At 46.4% G+C, this 16789-nt stretch carries 11 protein-coding genes and 1 riboswitch; of the genes, 5 read left to right on the forward strand and 6 right to left on the reverse strand.

Annotated elements, in window-relative coordinates; all coding sequences use genetic code 11:
• Window positions 1-10: 10 nt before the first annotated feature.
• Window positions 11-3235 (reverse strand): EAL domain-containing protein, encoded by a 3225-nt coding sequence (locus tag OX890_RS02855; RefSeq protein WP_268650074.1) that lies wholly within the window; start codon window positions 3233-3235, stop codon window positions 11-13.
• A 442-nt stretch (window positions 3236-3677) separates the two neighbouring features.
• Window positions 3678-4331 carry a 3,4-dihydroxy-2-butanone-4-phosphate synthase gene (ribB, locus tag OX890_RS02860; RefSeq protein ID WP_259505961.1) on the reverse strand — a complete coding sequence of 218 codons (654 nt, stop codon included), beginning with the start codon at window positions 4329-4331 and terminating at the stop codon, window positions 3678-3680.
• A 192-nt stretch (window positions 4332-4523) separates the two neighbouring features.
• Window positions 4524-4753, reverse strand: a riboswitch (FMN riboswitch).
• A 180-nt stretch (window positions 4754-4933) separates the two neighbouring features.
• Here ribB and OX890_RS02865 point away from each other — a divergent pair.
• Together OX890_RS02865 and OX890_RS02870 are read left to right on the forward strand one after the other, a co-directional pair.
• The gene (locus OX890_RS02865) at window positions 4934-7069 is read left to right on the forward strand and encodes a S9 family peptidase (protein WP_268650075.1); all 2136 of its coding nucleotides are present in this window, start codon (window positions 4934-4936) and stop codon (window positions 7067-7069) included.
• An 11-nt stretch (window positions 7070-7080) separates the two neighbouring features.
• A complete protein-coding gene (locus tag OX890_RS02870) occupies window positions 7081-7584 on the forward strand; it encodes a GIY-YIG nuclease family protein (RefSeq protein ID WP_268650076.1) in 504 nt (167 codons plus the stop codon).
• A gap of 314 nt (window positions 7585-7898) precedes the next feature.
• Here OX890_RS02870 and OX890_RS02875 read toward each other — a convergent pair whose 3' ends face one another.
• Window positions 7899-8912 (reverse strand): IS110 family transposase, encoded by a 1014-nt coding sequence (locus tag OX890_RS02875; protein ID WP_107946627.1) that lies wholly within the window; start codon window positions 8910-8912, stop codon window positions 7899-7901.
• Window positions 8913-9344: 432 nt separating this feature from the next.
• On the opposite strand from OX890_RS02875, the gene OX890_RS02880 reads away from it, so the two are divergent.
• Together OX890_RS02880 and OX890_RS02885 are read left to right on the forward strand one after the other, a co-directional pair.
• Window positions 9345-9788, forward strand: a complete 444-nt coding sequence (locus OX890_RS02880; RefSeq protein WP_268650077.1) for a hypothetical protein — start codon at window positions 9345-9347, stop codon at window positions 9786-9788.
• A 315-nt stretch (window positions 9789-10103) separates the two neighbouring features.
• Complete coding sequence (locus tag OX890_RS02885; RefSeq protein ID WP_268650078.1) at window positions 10104-10700, forward strand: hypothetical protein; 597 nt, start codon at window positions 10104-10106, stop codon at window positions 10698-10700.
• A 622-nt stretch (window positions 10701-11322) separates the two neighbouring features.
• Here the strand turns inward: OX890_RS02885 and OX890_RS02890 are convergent.
• Window positions 11323-12108, reverse strand: coding sequence for a hypothetical protein (locus OX890_RS02890; protein WP_012586423.1), 786 nt, complete (start codon window positions 12106-12108; stop codon window positions 11323-11325).
• Between the two features lie 277 nt (window positions 12109-12385).
• Between OX890_RS02890 and OX890_RS02895 the strand changes: the two genes are divergently transcribed.
• Window positions 12386-13153, forward strand: coding sequence for a class I SAM-dependent methyltransferase (locus tag OX890_RS02895; protein ID WP_012586424.1), 768 nt, complete (start codon window positions 12386-12388; stop codon window positions 13151-13153).
• A 25-nt stretch (window positions 13154-13178) separates the two neighbouring features.
• Here OX890_RS02895 and OX890_RS02900 read toward each other — a convergent pair whose 3' ends face one another.
• Both OX890_RS02900 and OX890_RS02905 read right to left on the reverse strand, forming a co-directional pair.
• Window positions 13179-15239 carry a M14 family metallopeptidase gene (locus OX890_RS02900; protein ID WP_268650079.1) on the reverse strand — a complete coding sequence of 687 codons (2061 nt, stop codon included), beginning with the start codon at window positions 15237-15239 and terminating at the stop codon, window positions 13179-13181.
• Window positions 15240-15382: 143 nt separating this feature from the next.
• Window positions 15383-16594: an FUSC family protein gene (locus tag OX890_RS02905; protein ID WP_268650080.1), complete on the reverse strand. Its 1212-nt coding sequence runs from the start codon at window positions 16592-16594 to the stop codon at window positions 15383-15385.
• Window positions 16595-16789: the final 195 nt, after the last annotated feature.

Below are 16789 nucleotides of genomic sequence, written 5' to 3' on the forward strand. Positions count from 1 at the left end.
TTTCAGCATCTTAGATATTCACGCACCTATCTTGGTAATCGTGGTTGAGCAGTGTTGTGTGCTTGATGTGCAGCAAGGGGGTGATCTCGTCAAAGGGCAGTGGTTTAGAGATCAAATATCCTTGGGCGAAGTGGCAACCTAAATCCCGCAGGAAGTGCCATTGGGCCTCGGTTTCTATGCCTTCGGCTACTAACTCCATTTCGAGGCTTTGCCCCATCATGACAATGGCTTTGACTAAGTTAGCATTAGCGTTACTTTCGAGGGCATTTTCCACAAAGCTACGGTCGATTTTAATCACAGAAATCGGGAATTTCTTCAAATAACTCAGGGAAGAATAACCTGTGCCGAAGTCATCGATATAGATTTGCGAGCCTAAATGGCGAATCGATTCGAGCGTGCTCAAGCAATGGCTGGCATCGCCCATCAGCATGCTCTCAGTGATCTCAATATGCACATTGCGCGGGTTTACATGGTGGCGGTTAAAGCATTCCTGCAGCACTTGGTCGAATCCCATGCCGCGGGTGTTGATGCATTGGCGACCGGAAACATTAATCGCGACATTGATTTTTAGGCCACTTTTTTGCCACTGCCTCAAATCATGCATGGCTTGGTTGAGCACCCATTCGCCCATAGGCTCTATCAGTCCGGTTTCTTCGGCCAGCGGGATAAATTGATCCGGTGGGATCAGGCCAAAGTCGGGGTCTTGCCAGCGGATAAGGGCTTCGACGCTGCAGACCACTCCAGTTTGCATATCCACTATGGGTTGATAATGCAGGGCAAATTCATTTTGTGCTACGGCGCGGCGCAGGCGTTGCTCTAACTCCATCCGAGCGAACATGGCTTCATTCATGCCCGTGGTAAAGTATTTGAAATTGTTCCGTCCCGCATCTTTGGCTTGATACATGGCGGTTTCGGTATTGCGGGTGAGTGAGCTGACATCGAGGCCATCTTCGGGATAGACGCCGATACCAAAGCTGGCTGAAATCTGGATCTCACGGTCATTTAAGTCAAACGGTATGCCTAAGGTTTCGATAATACGCGTTGCCATGTGTTCGATGGCGAGTTCGTTGGTCAGTCGTGGCAGAATAAGTACAAATTCATCACCCCCGATGCGGGCGATAAAGTCGGTTTTACCCGCAATGCCTTCTAAGCGTTTGGCCACATCTTTAAGTAATAAGTCGCCCGTGGCATGGCCTTGCACATCGTTGATGTATTTGAATTGGTCTAAATCTATCAGCAGAATCGCCAGTTTGCGTGAGTCATGCTGCGCCACATGGATTTCGTGCTGCAGGCGCTCATTAAACAACTTACGATTAGGCAGCCCCGTTAACGCATCGAAGTTGGCTTGATACCAAAGATCTTGCTCATATTGCTTACGCTTACTGATATCCATAAATAAACCAATGTGTTGGATTATTTGTCCTTGCTCATTTCGCACCACAGTAATGGCTAAATACTCGGGATACACTTGGCCATTTTTGCGTTTATTCCAAACCTCGCCCTCCCATTTTCCTTCTGTTTGCAGCGACTCCCACATGGTGGTGTAAAAGTGTTGCGAATGACGGCTAGAACTGAGGATGGATGGACTGCGGCCTTTCACGTCTTCCAATGTATAGCCAGTAATATTGCAGAAAGCCGGATTGACCAGTTCGATATGGTTGTCGGCATCAGTCACCATTATGCCCTCGGCAGAATAGTCAAATACCGCAGCGGCGCGGGTGAGCGCATGGTTCGCCTTCTGCCGTTCGCTGATCATCCGGTTCATGGCACGGGCCATGCGAGCAAGTTCATCAGTACCTGAAACGCGGATATTGATATTGAGCTTAGGATCTTCCGCCATTTGCTGCATGTCATTGGCAATCTTAGTGATTTTATCCATAAAGTTGCGAATGATCTTCTGTCCGAGCCAGAGTGTAACGGTTGCGGTGAACAGCGCTGATAACAAGTACAGGCCGAGGAAGGTCAGGGCTTGGTTTTGTTGATACTCGCTCTGTTGCGCCATGGTTTGGGTGATGCCTTTGGCGAGTTGATGCAGTTGTTCAATACGCTGGGTGGTGAGCGCCCACCATTTTTGGCTGTCAATCGGATGTGGCGGCATTAGCAACTGTGTCATCGCTTGGCTTAACTTGTCCTCACTGGCTGGGACTTGCGCAATGGCGTTGATCTCCGCCATCGGCAAGCCTTGCTGCTTCAGTTGCTGCAGCTTGGCCATGCTGAATTGGTATTGATCTATGCTGTCCTCAAGGGTTTTCAGCGCTGGCTTAAATTTGGGAAGAAAGCGGGTCTCGTGATTGAGTTCATCTAAGTTGAGGTGAATCGTCGCCAGCGCGCTATTAAATTTTTGCAGTGAAACGTCATCGCCCTTTAGCAGATAGTCCTGAAAACTCCCCATTAAGCCACCGTAACCTAAGTTGGCATTAATATTCTGTGCCAGTGCGCTAATGCGGGTTTGTTGCTCAATTTGTTGGCTTATCTGCAGAATACGTTGATTCTCTGGCGAATCTTGCAGGTTTTGCAGTAACGATTTTCTATCGGAAATCGCTGCATTGCTTGCGTGCATCACGGCTCGGCCATATTCATACATGAAGGAGCCTATGGTGCGGTAATCATTCAGATTGAGTGAGTCGCTGAGTAACAAATGATTGATCGCGCTACGTTCTTTTACGGCGAGTTCCTGCACCATTAGCAGGTTTAATAAATCGGTATAGGCGCGGGATTGGCTGATTTCGTTGGTCTGTAACTGCAATAGTTGAATGAGCTGCAACAGCTGAGTGTGCAGTTGACTATAGCGGTCAGAAAACGGGCTTTGTGTTTCGCTCGCAAGGGTTTGGCGTGCGTTGGCGAGTCTGTGGCCCGTGAGTGTGATGGCATCTAATAATGCGTTCATCTGACTTGCTTCAATACTGTTAGGATCGAGCGCCTCACAGAGGTGGGCTAAAGGTTCGCTATTAAGTAACGTATTGAATGCGTTGGAGGTCGCCTGTTGTTGCGCGACTAGCGCGTTATCGGCGGGCAGTTGATTGGTGCTAAGGCCATATTCGTTCTGCAACTGATACAGTAATTCGGTGATGTGTACCGTCGCCTGCACCGCAAGATGGTTGTGCTTGGCCGAGTGTGATTCATTTATTAAGCCATGCATGCGAGTCAGAATAAAAAAACTCATCATCAACAAGGGGACAAGCGAAAACAGAATGAGCTTTTGCTTCAAACTGAGGTGGTGTAGCGCTGACGGCATTAAAGATCACTCCACTCGTTCGCCTAGCTAAAAAAGAAATTCAACGTCATCACGTTGAACTTGAGTTGAAAATGGAACTAGGCACAGGGTGAGAATATTTAACATAGGCGGCCAGTCACGGCGACCTTTAGTTTATGGATATCTAATCTAGGTCACGAAATTAAGCAGATTGTTATATATCGAGCTAAGCAACTATTTTTATTAGTGTATTTTTTGCCTATCAAACAAACATTTCATTTGTCTGTGATGTGACACAGTATTTTGTCATTCGAAAGAATGGCTTTATTTCTTGCTCTTATGGGCGTTGATTCAGGGAATGGTATAACCGGTGGAATAAGCGATGTTGGACTGCAAATAAAGCCCAATAAAAAGGACGTTTGCCGCAGCGAAACGTCCCTTCGTCTTAAATTAATGACCTAAGTTTAGGCCATTGAAGTCTGACTTAACCGACCTTAGCCAATAGCGATTTACGGTAGACCACTATATCTTCAATCGTCAGCACAGGCATATTGTGCAGTGCGCCGAAGGCGATAATTTCGGGTAAACGCGCCATAGTGCCATCGGGATTGGTGACTTCACACAATACACCAGCGGGTTTTAAGCCAGCGAGTTGCACTAAATCGATCGTGCCTTCGGTGTGGCCGCGGCGAGTTAATACGCCGCCCGGTTGGGCGCGAAGTGGATACACATGGCCTGGGCGAGCGAGATCACTTGGCTTAGCGTTGTCGCTAATCGCGGCTTTAATGGTGGTTACGCGGTCAGCGGCAGAAACCCCAGTCGTTACACCGACAGTCGCTTCAATGCTCACAGTAAATGCCGTGCCGTATTGGCTCGAGTTGTGCTCGACCATAGCAGGCAGTTCGAGGGCTTTGACTTTTTCATCGGGTAAACACAGGCAAACAATACCGCTACATTCACGGATGAGCATGGCCATTTGGGCGTTAGTCAGTGTCTCGGCAGCGAAAATTAAATCGCCTTCGTTTTCTCTATCTTCGTCATCGACAACTAACACACCTTGGCCTTGACGCAGGGCATTAAGACCCGCTTCAACGCGTTCGATAGCAGTACCAAAAGGAGCAAGTAAAGACTGATTCATGGTTAATATCCTTAAAAAATACGACATTGGAATATCCAGAATCAGGGCGTGCAGAAATACAACCTAATCAAACCTAATGGCTCGATTTTGCTGTAGCAATATCACCTCACTTTGGGGTGAAGTTATTGCAAAACATGAGGCTAACACTGCAATACATAAGCGCGTTGCACTTAAATACCACAAGGTGTTGTCTTACATTCTCTTCCATCCGGACTCAGCACTGTCGCCATTAAAGCAAACAGTCCATTACCGTCGGCTCTGGAATAGTCAGTTTTGCACTAGGCAAAATCTAAGGCACCAGATCTGCTGACCCCGAAAGTGATTTCGGGCGCTCGCGGGCTTTGGGGATGCTCAGTTAAATAATCACTTAGCGTTACCCATTTACCGCCGGTGGGGAGTTTCACCCCGCCCTGAGAATTTGCTTTTGAACCGTTTGCGCTCAAAAACGCCGTTATGTTGCTCTTATTTACCGCGAATGGCAACTTCTCGCGTTCAATGTTTGCGCTAGTGCACACCTGACCACTATCATATTGAACACATAAGCTTATTGACTTGCCGTTGCATTCTGCGACGGTCGTTATGGACGTCACAAGGACGTATAAATGCGATCTCTGCTGCTAACTTTAGGTATTGCCATGTTGTTATCCGGTTGTTCGACCTCAAAAGGGCAAGTACCCGCCCCAGTTGCTGAAAAAATTCCCCATGTGGTGACCTTGCATGGCGTAACGCGCACCGATGATTACTATTGGCTGCGTGACGATGAACGCAAAGATCCTAAAGTGTTGGCCCATCTCGAAGCCGAGAATCGCTACACTGCGGCCTATTTCAAACCCTTAAAGCCGCTGCAAGATGGCCTTTTTAAAGAGTTAACTGAGCGCTTAGTTGCCGATGAGTCGAGCGTGCCCTACCAATGGCACCAGCACAGCTATTACAGTCGTTATAAAGAAGGCGGCGAATATCCGCTAATTAGTCGTAAGGGCGCCGATGGCATTGAGCAAGTGATGCTGGATGTGAATGAGCGAGCTAAGGGCCATGAGTTTTATGGCTTAGGCGGCGCCAGTGTTAGCCCAGATGAAACCATGTTGGCCTTTGGTGAAGACGTCCTCAGCCGCCGTGTGTACCACATCTATTTTAAAGATTTGGCCTCGGGCGACATGATCGTCGACGTGCTTGAAAACACCGAAGGTCGAGTGGTGTGGGCGAACGACAACAAACATGTGTTCTATATCGCCAAAGATTTGCAGACCTTACTTGGCTACCAAGTGTATCGCCATGAGCTAGGCACTAAGCAATCGAGCGATGTTTTAGTGTATGAAGAACAAGACGATTCCTTTTATATCTCGCTGGGCAAAACCTTAGATGAGTCGCAAATTGTGCTGTTCCAAGAGAGCACCACGACGAGCGAAGTGTCAGTGCTCGATGCCAGCGAACCTCTGGGTTTATTCAAGCCAGTGTTAGCGCGGGAAGAAGGTCACGAATACAGTGTGTCTAAGTTGGGTGATACTTATTACATTCTCACCAACTGGCAGGCGACTAACTTCCGCTTGATGAAAGTTGCCATCAAAGATGCGGCGGACAAATCTAAGTGGCAAGAAGTGGTAGCGCATAACCCCAATGCCCGTATCGAAGACGAGTTAGTACTCAAGGATTATCTGATTATTCAGACCCGCGAAAACGGCCTGACGCGAATTAAAGTGATGCCGTTCAACGGTCAAAAGCCCTTCGAGTTGAGCTTTGATGAACCTGCCTATGTGATGGGTTTAGATGTTAATTCTCAGCAAGACAGCAATAAGTTACGCATTTTCTACTCCAGCCTGACAACGCCAGAAGCCGTATACGAATATTCGCTAGTGAATCCCGATAGACGGGATTTATTGAAACAAGATCAAGTCTTAGGCGGCTTCGATGCCAGCCAATATCGTGCCGAACGTGTGTTTATTACCGCCCGTGATGGCGTAAAGGTGCCTGTTTCCTTGGTGTATCGTAAAGATAAATTCAAGAAAGATGGCACTAACCCTCTGTATCAATACGGTTATGGTTCCTATGGTTACACTGTAGAGCCTGACTTTTCTTCATCCGTTATCAGTTTGCTCGATCGCGGTTTTGTGTATGCTATCGCCCACGTGCGCGGTTCAGAAATGCTCGGCCGCCCTTGGTATGACGACGGTAAGCTGTTGAATAAGCAAAACACCTTCAATGATTTTATCGATGTAACCACGGCATTAACGGCACAAGGTTATGGCGATAAAAACAAGGTCGTCGCCTCTGGCGGCAGCGCGGGTGGTTTGCTAATGGGCGCAATTGCTAACCAAGCGCCGGACAAGTATTTTGCCATCGCAGCCCATGTGCCGTTTGTTGATGTGGTGACCACTATGCTGGACGAGTCGATTCCGTTGACGACCAATGAGTACGATGAGTGGGGCAATCCGAACGAGAAAACCTATTTCGATTACATGCTGAGTTACTCGCCCTACGACAATGTCACCGAGCAAGAATACCCACACATGTTAGTGACGACGGGTTTGCATGATTCACAGGTGCAGTATTTTGAACCCGCCAAGTGGGTGGCTAAGCTGCGCGATGTTAAAAACCAATGGTACAAGAGCGACGATAAAGTCTTGTTACTTAACGTGGATATGGAAGCCGGCCACGGTGGTAAGAGTGGTCGCTATCGCCAGTATCAAGACACAGCCCAAGAATATGCGTTCTTCTTGAGTCTGTTAGGTATGGCAAAGTAGGTCATTCGCAAGTGACCGAATCAGCCGTCAGCCTAGGCAATACGGACATAGGCGCTTTACAGCAACATGAGTCACTGGGGGCAGACGCACTTGCCCCAGTGACTAGCGCTGTCGCTACCAAAGATATAGTTACAGAAGCTTCGACTATAGAAGAAACCCCAATAGCAGAATTAGTGAAAGAAGATGCGCTGAATCCCGTACCATTAAATTCTGCACCTCTGAAGCCTACACCCATAAAGTCATCATCCCTCTGGTATTTGTATCTAGTCCGCTGCGCCAACGGGCATTTATACACAGGTGTCACCACCGACGTAGCGCGACGCTTTAGCGAGCATCAATCGGGTGGAATCAAATCCGCTAAGTATCTGCGCGGTAAAGGTCCATTAACGCTGATGTATCAAGAGCAGGTTGGTTGTCAGGGTGATGCACTACGTCGTGAGATTGCAGTTAAAAAGCTAAGCCGCAGTCAAAAGCTGGCATTGATTGAGTCTGGATGTGGAGTACTAGAGCGTTAACGCTGCATCATACTTGTCCTGTGACGAGGAATGATTAAGCACTGTCATTCCAGTGACTCGCCGTAAATATGTATATGGACACCTCGAACAGATCAACCACTTTATGAGTAACAGAAAGTAATACTGCGTACGTATATCCGACCTGTTTGTGAGAATCTTTGTTCTCTGGCCTTAATGAGAACCGCGCCTTTGCTGCTTATCGTCCCTTCGGAGTTATAACTCCTTATACTCTCTCAGCATTTGCAAAGGCCGGTATTACCTGTTACTTCATTAATTGTGTTCGGTTTTTTAGGGTATGTTATTGCTTCATTTAGTTAACAGGCTCTGTACTCTGTTTTATAGTAGAGCATCGCCCAAATTATCCTCGCCAGTTTATTTGCAACTGCCACAGCTGCTTTTTGCTTGCCTCTTCGTTCAATGATATTTCTCGCCCATACAGACAGCCTATCATCGTTGTTTGTTGCGTAGCGTATGACAGACCATGCACCTTGAATTAACTGACGCCTTAGATAGCTGTTACCACGCTTGGTTATGCCACCTAATTTCTGTTTTCCACCACTTGAAAACTCTTTTGGAACGAGCCCTAAATTTGCAGAAAAATGTCGACCATTTTGATAACTGGAGCCATCACCAGCAAAGGATACCGCTGCTGTGGCAATAATCTCAGCGACACCTCGTATTGCGGTTAACCGTTTGGTATCTGGATGATTTCTTGCTTGTATCCGAATATCTTTTTCTAATGACTTAATCGAAGCATTTATGGCATAAAGCTCATCGAGCAATTCCCTAATGTAACGACGAGCGATAGTGGTAAGCGAGTTACTTGCATCTTCGAGTAACTCAGGAAGTGCTAGGTTAAGTGGATCACGACCTTTAGGGATAACGATGCCATATTCACTTAATAAACCACGGATCTGATTAGTTAATGCCGTTCTGACCCTAATACGGCGCTCTCGGATCCGATGGCTAATGATCACATCGACCTGCTCTAAAGATCTTGGTTTAACAAAAATGATGTTAGGACGTTGAGCCGCTTCACATATAGCAAAAGCATCATTGCGGTCATTTTTATTCCCTTTCACGAATGGTTTCACATGTTGTGGTGGAATTAATCTGACCTCAAAACCCTGAGAGATAAGTTCTCTGCCCCAATAATTTGAGCCACTACAGGCTTCCATAGCAATGACAGCCTCGGGATATTGCACAAGCGTTTTTAATAGTTGGGTGCGTTTAATTGTGCGATTAAATACCGCTTTCCCTGCTTGATTAACACCACAAACCTGGAGAACATTTTTTGCCAAATCGATACCAATTAGAGTAATTTTCATAGTGGACACCTTTGTTGATATTGAGCTTGCAGATTCAATATGGCGTTAATGACGCCTACTTTACAAGAGGTGTCCATCTCATCATCCCTATAGGCTCGACGACGGCATCCATGCCGTCAACGGTCACTTCCATGTCAGTGCTTAATCCAGTTAATCATAGAGTATCCTGTTAGCTAGACAATCTCCCCAAGCATCAATGATTTGCCAAGCCTAATTTTTTAATATTATTTTTTGCAACCACAACCTTATTCTTGTACATGAATAGCTATCTTTATACATAAAATCAATGCATTACATTTATAGTCAATGGTTTATTTTTAAAGGTGTAGGTAATGGTTTCGACAACCGTGAGAGCAGTGTGTCACGGCTCTTACAATATAAGTGCACATGCGTACTATAAAAATAATGTGTGTCATTAAGGAAATGAGAGCTTTGCCAACAATTAACGAAATAAAAGAAGAAGCATTTAAGCTCCGAGGATTAATTGATAAGTGTGAAAAATCGAACATGAAACTTGTGATTGATTGTTTCCCTATTATGAGTTGCAAATTATCATCGATGCTTTTGTCTTATCATTTTCTTGAGGTATGGCCGCAGCTTGAAGTGAAGGGCGTTAGTGCTGCTACTGGGATAGGCGATCAAATAACGCACTATTGGTTAGAAATTGACGAAGTTGCAATTGATATTACAGGAGATCAATATAACTTCATAAAAAACAGTGAACTAAATAATAAAATTGTAAAAAACCGTCCCTTTGAAGCCGTGCACGTTTCTCTTAAAACGAAAGCTATCTTTATAACTTATTCAGGGTTAGGGGAAGTGAGCTTCTTGTGTACGGTTTTCCTACAATTGGCGAAGATTTTATTGAAGATATGAAGCATGATTACAGTCTGCTTCTGAATCAGATTGCATGTATATGATAAATTTCAGGTAACACCTACTGGACATTCGAATTTGGCGTTAGGGTGAGTTTGTAACTTGCTGAGGATGACTGTTCGGACAATCATTTAGTTTTGTGTCCGTGACAATAAGTCACTGGGAACCATAATAGTAACCAAGAAAATATGCAGAGGTTAATTAATTATGGAAAAATTCATTTTTAAGTTATTAAGTGGAGTTAAAGTCGAGAAAATCTCAACTGTTACGGTCTGTATTTGTCTTGTTTTATTAGTGCTTAAAATAGGGTGAGAAATGAACATAGATGAATTGAAAAAGTTAGTTAAGGGCAAGGCTATTTTTAAAGGCGCCTATGAAAATACACCAGAAGATGTTGCTGAAGTACGTGAAATATTAAAATCCTCCGTTGAACATGACGAATTTCCTTACTACTCAGGATTTGAACACAATTGGAACTTACTTGAGGAATTTTCATCTCACGATAATATAGAACGTGAAAAAATGCAGAGTAATCCATTAATTCATTTTCTGTGGTGCATCGAGTCAGGTTTTTATCCCCCTCCTGAATTATTAATTGTCATTGCAAGTTGCTTTAGGGCTCATATAATTAGTGGCGGAAGAACTAACTTATCTGAAGTATTCTTCGGAAAAGATAAGCAATACGAATATTCTTTGGATGTCAAAAAAATAACTAAGTATATGGATTTTGAATTGAAATGGGTTAAAGGGAAAAGTGATTCACTACAGATTGTTGCCGAACAATATTTATTAAAATGTTCTGAGTCTAATAATGACATATTTAATGAAACTATTGATGTTGAAAGTTTTCTTAGGGGATATCGTCGCTGGAAAAGCGACTTGGAAACTCAAAAATATTTTAAGAAAGTTTAACGAGACATCCATTGTTAAATTTTGTTATAGGAATGATAGGGCTAGCAAAACTCTTTCGGGATTAACAGCCTGCACCTAGGATTCAGAAGTTCATCTCCCCTGCGAAGTTGCTGAAGGGCGTTGAAGAAAATAGCGTGACGCAGACAGGATGTCTGCGTAGCTTTCGGGGGGAAGGGATGCCCCATCGGAAGCGTTAGCGATTTTCGAATAAGCACGAAGCCACAAACTAATGCATGTAACTTCGCTAGGGGCGTCTTGGAGAATCCAAGGAGGATAGGACGAGCAGTCCTTCTTGGTCGGGTGTGGGGTGAAGCCCCACGACTTTGACTTTTTAAAACGTATCAACAAACAAAATAACGCCTTATTTATATACTCATTGCTAAATTTTTTTAGGAAAAAAAATAGGTAAAACGTTACCAAAGACTGTCATGAATTGAGGCTGAGAAAGTCTCAGACGCAAAAAAATGCCACTACAAGGGGTTAGTGGCATAAATGCATAAGTCGGGCACAAGCTTAAAAGGGTGGGTAGAAGACTGACATTTTGGCTGGGAACCGTTGCAACATCAGTCTCTACGCCGGGAAGTAGGTAAAACCTTTGGGTGTAGGGTGGTAAAACGGCGCGTTATTCCATGCTTACTGGGCCGTCGATTTTGTTAAATTTCACATCGCCAGAACCTGCCGCAAGAATCGTTAATCCCTTAGTGTTAAAGACATTAATGTCGCCTGAGCCATCTGTGATGGTCACTGGACTCTGCACATTGGCGACTTCGATGTTGCCTGAACCATCATCGATAGCGATATTGCCGCGAACATCAGTTACCTTGATTGCGCCAGAGCCATCGTCAATCGTGAGGTTGCCGCTGATTTTGCTGACTTCAATATCACCAGAGCCATCATCAATGCTGACATTGTTACCGCCATTGATAATGAGTTCACCTGAACCGTCTTTGACATTGATATCTGCTGTCATCTTGCTGATCAAAATGGCACCTGAGCCGTCATCGATATCCAGTGCTAAATTCGCAGGCACTTGCAGTTTTAGATCGATGTAGGGCGAGTAATTATTAAAACCGCTTTGTTCAAAATCGGCTTTGAGCTTGGCCTTGTTGGCCTTTTTCTCAAGGGTGAGAATGACTTTGCTGTCGTCGTTGCCGTCCTTATTGCTATAGATGTCGGCGACGAGTTTAATTTGGGTTAGGCCTTCGACACCGATAATTTCGAGGCTGCCTGCGCCAGTCTCGGCAATCAGGCCTTGCAAGTCTTGGCTATCGAGGGTGAGTTCGCGTTGCTGGTGGTCTAAATCGGGCATGCCAGCGGCGTTGACATTAATAATGCAGCCAGTGAGTGATACCCCTGCGGTAAACACCAATATAAAAGCGAGGGTGAATATAAATGGACGTAGTGACATGTTAGCTTCCTTGTTTATCTGGCACTCGTTTTTCGGGGGAGTGCTGAGTCGTCTTGCGATGGATAAGACATTGCACAGCCCATGCCAATTTTAAGTTTCATTTATAATCAATGGTTTAAACTGAAAGTGTCCGCGCTAGGCTGTGCGGACATGTCCGCAGAATGAGGGATTTACTCACAGATTAGTGAAATTGCTCATTTATTAAGTTAGCTTGAGCCTCATAGGTCTGGCCGGGCAAACATACAGACAATACAAAAAAACATAAGAAGGGATGCTGATGGATTATTTAACGACGAACAAGACGGCTTGGGATGCGCGCACTCGGGTACATTTAACTTCGGATTTTTACGATGTGGCGGGCTTCCTGCGTGGGAATACTTCATTACGGGAAATCGAGCTCAGCGAGCTGGATGTTGCTGGTAAAAGCTTGCTGCATCTGCAATGCCATTTTGGCTTAGATACCCTGTCGTGGGCGCGCATGGGCGCTAAAGTACTGGGCGTCGATTTGTCTGAGGTGGCGATTGATGAAGCACAAAAGCTGGCGCAGCAGACACAGTTGTCCGCCGAGTTTATTTGTAGCGATGTCTACAGTGTGGCGAGCAAGGTTGAGCCGCAAGATATTGTTTTTACGTCCTATGGTGCCATTGTTTGGCTACCGGATTTAACCCTGTGGGCGCAGACGGTTGTTGCTTGTTTAAAACCCGGCGGACAGTTTTACATGGCTGAGTTTCATCCGGCGCAACAGCTGTTCGATGGTTATAGCTATTTTAATCGGGGTGAGCCAGACATAGAGCAGGAAGGCACTTATACCGAAAATGCCGGTGATGATCAGCAAACCTTAATGTGTTGGTCACACAGTCTATCTGAAGTGATCAATGCGTTATTGCAGGCGGGCTTAGTGTTGGAGTTCTTCCACGAATTCGATTTCAGCCCGTACAACTGTTTCGAAGGGCTCGAAGCGCAAGCCGATGGTCGTTATGTGTTAACACACCAAGGGCAGAATGTGCCCTTGGTGTATAGCATAAGTGCTCGTAAGCCTGCGTAATGCTTGCTGTTTGTGATGGCGAGGATTAACGACTACGGTAAACCGGATACTTAAGGTAACGGTTATCGTAGTAAGGGCTGCGTTCATAGAACCAGCGCAGGCGTGCCTCGGGATCGGCGGCAAATTCGGCATTGGTCAGTGCTTTGTCGAACTCAGCTTGCAGCTTAGGATCATCTTTTAGCATATTGGCCGCCAGCGGCTCAACCGCATAATCTTCAATGTATTCAGTGCGGGTGAAGATAGGATTAAAGAAACCCCATTGCAGCAAAGAATCTGGTGATTGCGGCTCTAGCAGTAAAACCGCCAGATCGCCCAGCGGTTGATCTGTGCTGATTTTAATGGTGCCAGCGGGCAGAGTGGTGCTGACTTTCGTCAACTCTGACTCGGCTTTAACCGTTTGATGGCCCTCAAAATCCTTAGTGTTAAACACGGGATTACTGAGTTTGTATTGCTGTAATTTAAGCTCTGTCGGTTTGGTCAGGCGCGTCATGCGAATGCCGTGTATGTTCAGGCGATCAATCACCTGCGTCCATTGCGCCGGAATATAGTAAGCACTCGGACGAGTGACTTTAATATCTGGCACAGTCTCGGCGATCACAGGCAAGTTGGGGTACAGCTTAGGTTGACCGTTCCAGCGCACCACCTCAGTGCCACTGATGGGGCTCTTTTCGAGTTGATAGTCGATGCCCTTAAAATCCCAACCTTTTGCCAGCGGTGCCGATTTCCACGTTAGGGTGATCAACGGCGAAGCGCGATATTTATCTTTTTGAATCGCACTCTTCAGTTTAGTCGCCTGTTCGCCCACGGTTTTAAGGGTTTGCTCCAGCATCACATAGGTGCCGAGCACTCTTTGTTTAAAGGGTTTTAGGCTGTGGTTTTCAATCAAAATAGTCGGTAAATGGCGCGCATCGCCATAACCGTTAGAGAAGCGCGGACTTGGATTCCACAGCGACATGCCTTTGGTGATATCGGCGTTATCCACGGCAAAAATTAGCGGGCCGGGAATATGGCCTTGCTCGGTTAACGCGGCTTCAACCGCGGGTCTGTAGCTGTTTTCGAGCCAGCGGTAACTGGCTGGGCTTAACCCTTGGGCAAGGTTATAGCCAAAGGTGACATCGTATTGGTAATCGATGCCGTCGGTGACATGCACATCAATATACAAATCTGGCTGCCACACGTTGATTGCGCGCAACATGTGCTGCATTTCTAAGGTATCGGCCTTGGCATAATCGCGGTTAAGGTTGAGATTATTTGCCGTAGTGCGCCAGCCCATATTCACAGGGCCACGTTGATTCACGCGATTAAATTCGCCGCTGCGCTCATGGGCATCGACACTAAACATAGGCACAAACAAGAGGTTGGCTTTATCCAGCAGGGTGCTTTTATCGCCCTTGATGATGTCGCGTAGCAGCATCATGCCGGCATCTTTACCGTCGATTTCTCCGGCATGAATCCCTGCTTGCACTAAAACCGTTGGCTTAGTGTTTTGCTTGAGGCGCGCCGACTCATTAATGCCTTCACTGCTGGCGATATACATCCAAATATCGCGCCCCTGTGGGCTCTTACCTAAGCTAACCTTTTGTAATTTATTGGTCTCGCCTGCAAGTTTGTCGAGCCAAGCGATAGTGGCCTCGTAGCTTGGGCTTTCAATACCACTACTTTGTTCAAACGGCGTCGCCCACTCGTTATCGACACTCAACATGAGCGATTCGCTGGCGCCATGCCAAGTTATACTCGGCGGTAAAATGGCATCGTTGACAAAGGTGTTGGCTCGCTCAGGAATCGGCGCGGGCTGAGCCTCTGGCGCTACAGCAGTGGCATCGGTTGCGACAGTCGCAGCGGGTTCGGTTGCTTGGGTATTCGCAGCTGGACTTACATCCTGTGGCGCTGTTGCTACTGGGGTTTCAACTGGCGTTTTGTTGGTGACGGTTTGCGCCGCAGCGACTGGCGTTGAGGCCGGCAAATCTGTAGATGCTTGAGCTGTTTTGGCCAAGGTTTTTGCATCGTTGGCAACAGCATCGACTGAGTAGAGACTGCCCGCAGAAAGGCAGGCAATGGCGATAACGGAGAGGGAAAATAAGCGCATGAAAAGAGTCCATATATCGAATTTTTATTAGGACGGTATCTTTTCATTAAACGCCCCGTTAACGCAAGGGCGGTCAAGGGTTTATCTGGCATTCAGGCGGTGGGTTAATACGATTGGTATAAAACCCTGAATGACATAACAGGCTAATCCGCTTTGCCGGACTTTATCTGCGATGCGGGCTGCTTGTTATAGGCAATTTCGATAATGGCGATGTCTTCGTAAAGTGCTTCGACGGCAATGGCGAGTTGATAAATAAGCCAGCTATATCCTGTGAGCGCAAATCCCTGCGGGACTTCGCCGTCGGTTGCGGCGGCATTTGAATCGGTTGTTGATGCCGTTGTTGATGTCACGATTGTTGATGTCACGATTGTTGATGTCACGATTGTTGATGTCATAGTTATTGATGCCATCGGGGCTGAGGCTAGCGCAAGCTGGAGTCTGTGTTGTAACTCTTGTTCTAAGCATTCTGGCAAGGTCGGCAATTGTTGGGCTTTACCCGCCACAAACTCTGCAAGCTGTTGTAAATAGAAGGCGAGCTCAGAGGCAACCGCATTAATCTGCAGATAGGCGTCTTTATCTTCTTCCTGCCAGCGGGTTAAGGGCAAGAGTTCGAGTAAGGTGATTAGACGCACTTGTTTATTGGCAAGTTGCGACAGCAGTACTTTGTGTTTTTTGAGGGTTTTACTTTCCCATTCTAAGGAGAAAAACAGCTTCTTCTGGGTGAGCACGGCTTTCATTGCAGCTTCGAGTTTAGCGCGAAAATCGAGGTCGTGATTAGCGGGCGCTTTAAGATGCTGGGCGAGTACTTCGGCCATATTGTCGATGGCATGAGTGAGTTGAGAGCGCCAATCTTGTTTGGCTTTGATTGGGAAAATAAACAGCGAGACCAAAATAGCGATCACGCAGCCAGAGAGAATATTGGCCGTGCGCCACAGGGCCTCGGAGGTGTCGTGATTTGCATCGCCGACCACTATTATGATGGTAAATCCTGACACTAAATAGGCGTAGCTGTAGCGTCCGGCCGAGATAAAACAAATCAAACTGACGGCCAAGATCAGCAGGCTCATGATCAGCCAATAACTGTCAACTGTGGCAACCAGCATCACCCCATAAGCCGAGCCTAAACAGGTGCCTATCGCTCTTTGCAGTGACTTTTCAATCGCGCCGCCGACCTGCGGCAGACTCATCATGATGACAACAATCGTCACCATGCTCCAAATAAAATGCGGCGGCGCCCAAATAGCATTAATCGTGACAGCGACGAGCAGGGCTAAACCGAGTTTTAAGGCGTGAACCGAACGGAAATGACGATAGATAAAGTCGGCAAAGGGTGTGGCTGGGGCAAATACAGACATAGGGCAGAATTCCTTTGGGCGTTAGCCAAGCGACATTATGTAGAGTCAGTATCGCAGAAAAACCGTGTCACTTGCGGCTATTGCGCCAGAAAGAAATGCAAATTGCGAAATCTAGCAAATTGAGCTTAGTGGATAGCGCGGGAGAGATCACATTTAAATTCAGATATTTGAATTGGATTGGCTGAACAGTCGTGT

This window comes from Shewanella sp. DAU305 (assembly GCF_026802235.1).
Taxonomy (GTDB): domain Bacteria; phylum Pseudomonadota; class Gammaproteobacteria; order Enterobacterales; family Shewanellaceae; genus Shewanella; species Shewanella baltica.

What these genes read in the sequence shown, in the direction of transcription:
- OX890_RS02855 (WP_268650074.1), bottom strand. Translation starts at nt 3,235, where the DNA reads ATGCCGTCAGCGCTACACCACCTCAGTTTGAAGCAAAAGCTCATTCTG.
- ribB (WP_259505961.1), bottom strand. Translation starts at nt 4,331, where the DNA reads ATGAATCAGTCTTTACTTGCTCCTTTTGGTACTGCTATCGAACGCGTT.
- OX890_RS02865 (WP_268650075.1), top strand. Translation starts at nt 4,934, where the DNA reads ATGCGATCTCTGCTGCTAACTTTAGGTATTGCCATGTTGTTATCCGGT.
- OX890_RS02875 (WP_107946627.1), bottom strand. Translation starts at nt 8,912, where the DNA reads ATGAAAATTACTCTAATTGGTATCGATTTGGCAAAAAATGTTCTCCAG.
- OX890_RS02885 (WP_268650078.1), top strand. Translation starts at nt 10,104, where the DNA reads ATGAACATAGATGAATTGAAAAAGTTAGTTAAGGGCAAGGCTATTTTT.
- OX890_RS02890 (WP_012586423.1), bottom strand. Translation starts at nt 12,108, where the DNA reads ATGTCACTACGTCCATTTATATTCACCCTCGCTTTTATATTGGTGTTT.
- OX890_RS02895 (WP_012586424.1), top strand. Translation starts at nt 12,386, where the DNA reads ATGGATTATTTAACGACGAACAAGACGGCTTGGGATGCGCGCACTCGG.
- OX890_RS02900 (WP_268650079.1), bottom strand. Translation starts at nt 15,239, where the DNA reads ATGCGCTTATTTTCCCTCTCCGTTATCGCCATTGCCTGCCTTTCTGCG.
- OX890_RS02905 (WP_268650080.1), bottom strand. Translation starts at nt 16,594, where the DNA reads ATGTCTGTATTTGCCCCAGCCACACCCTTTGCCGACTTTATCTATCGT.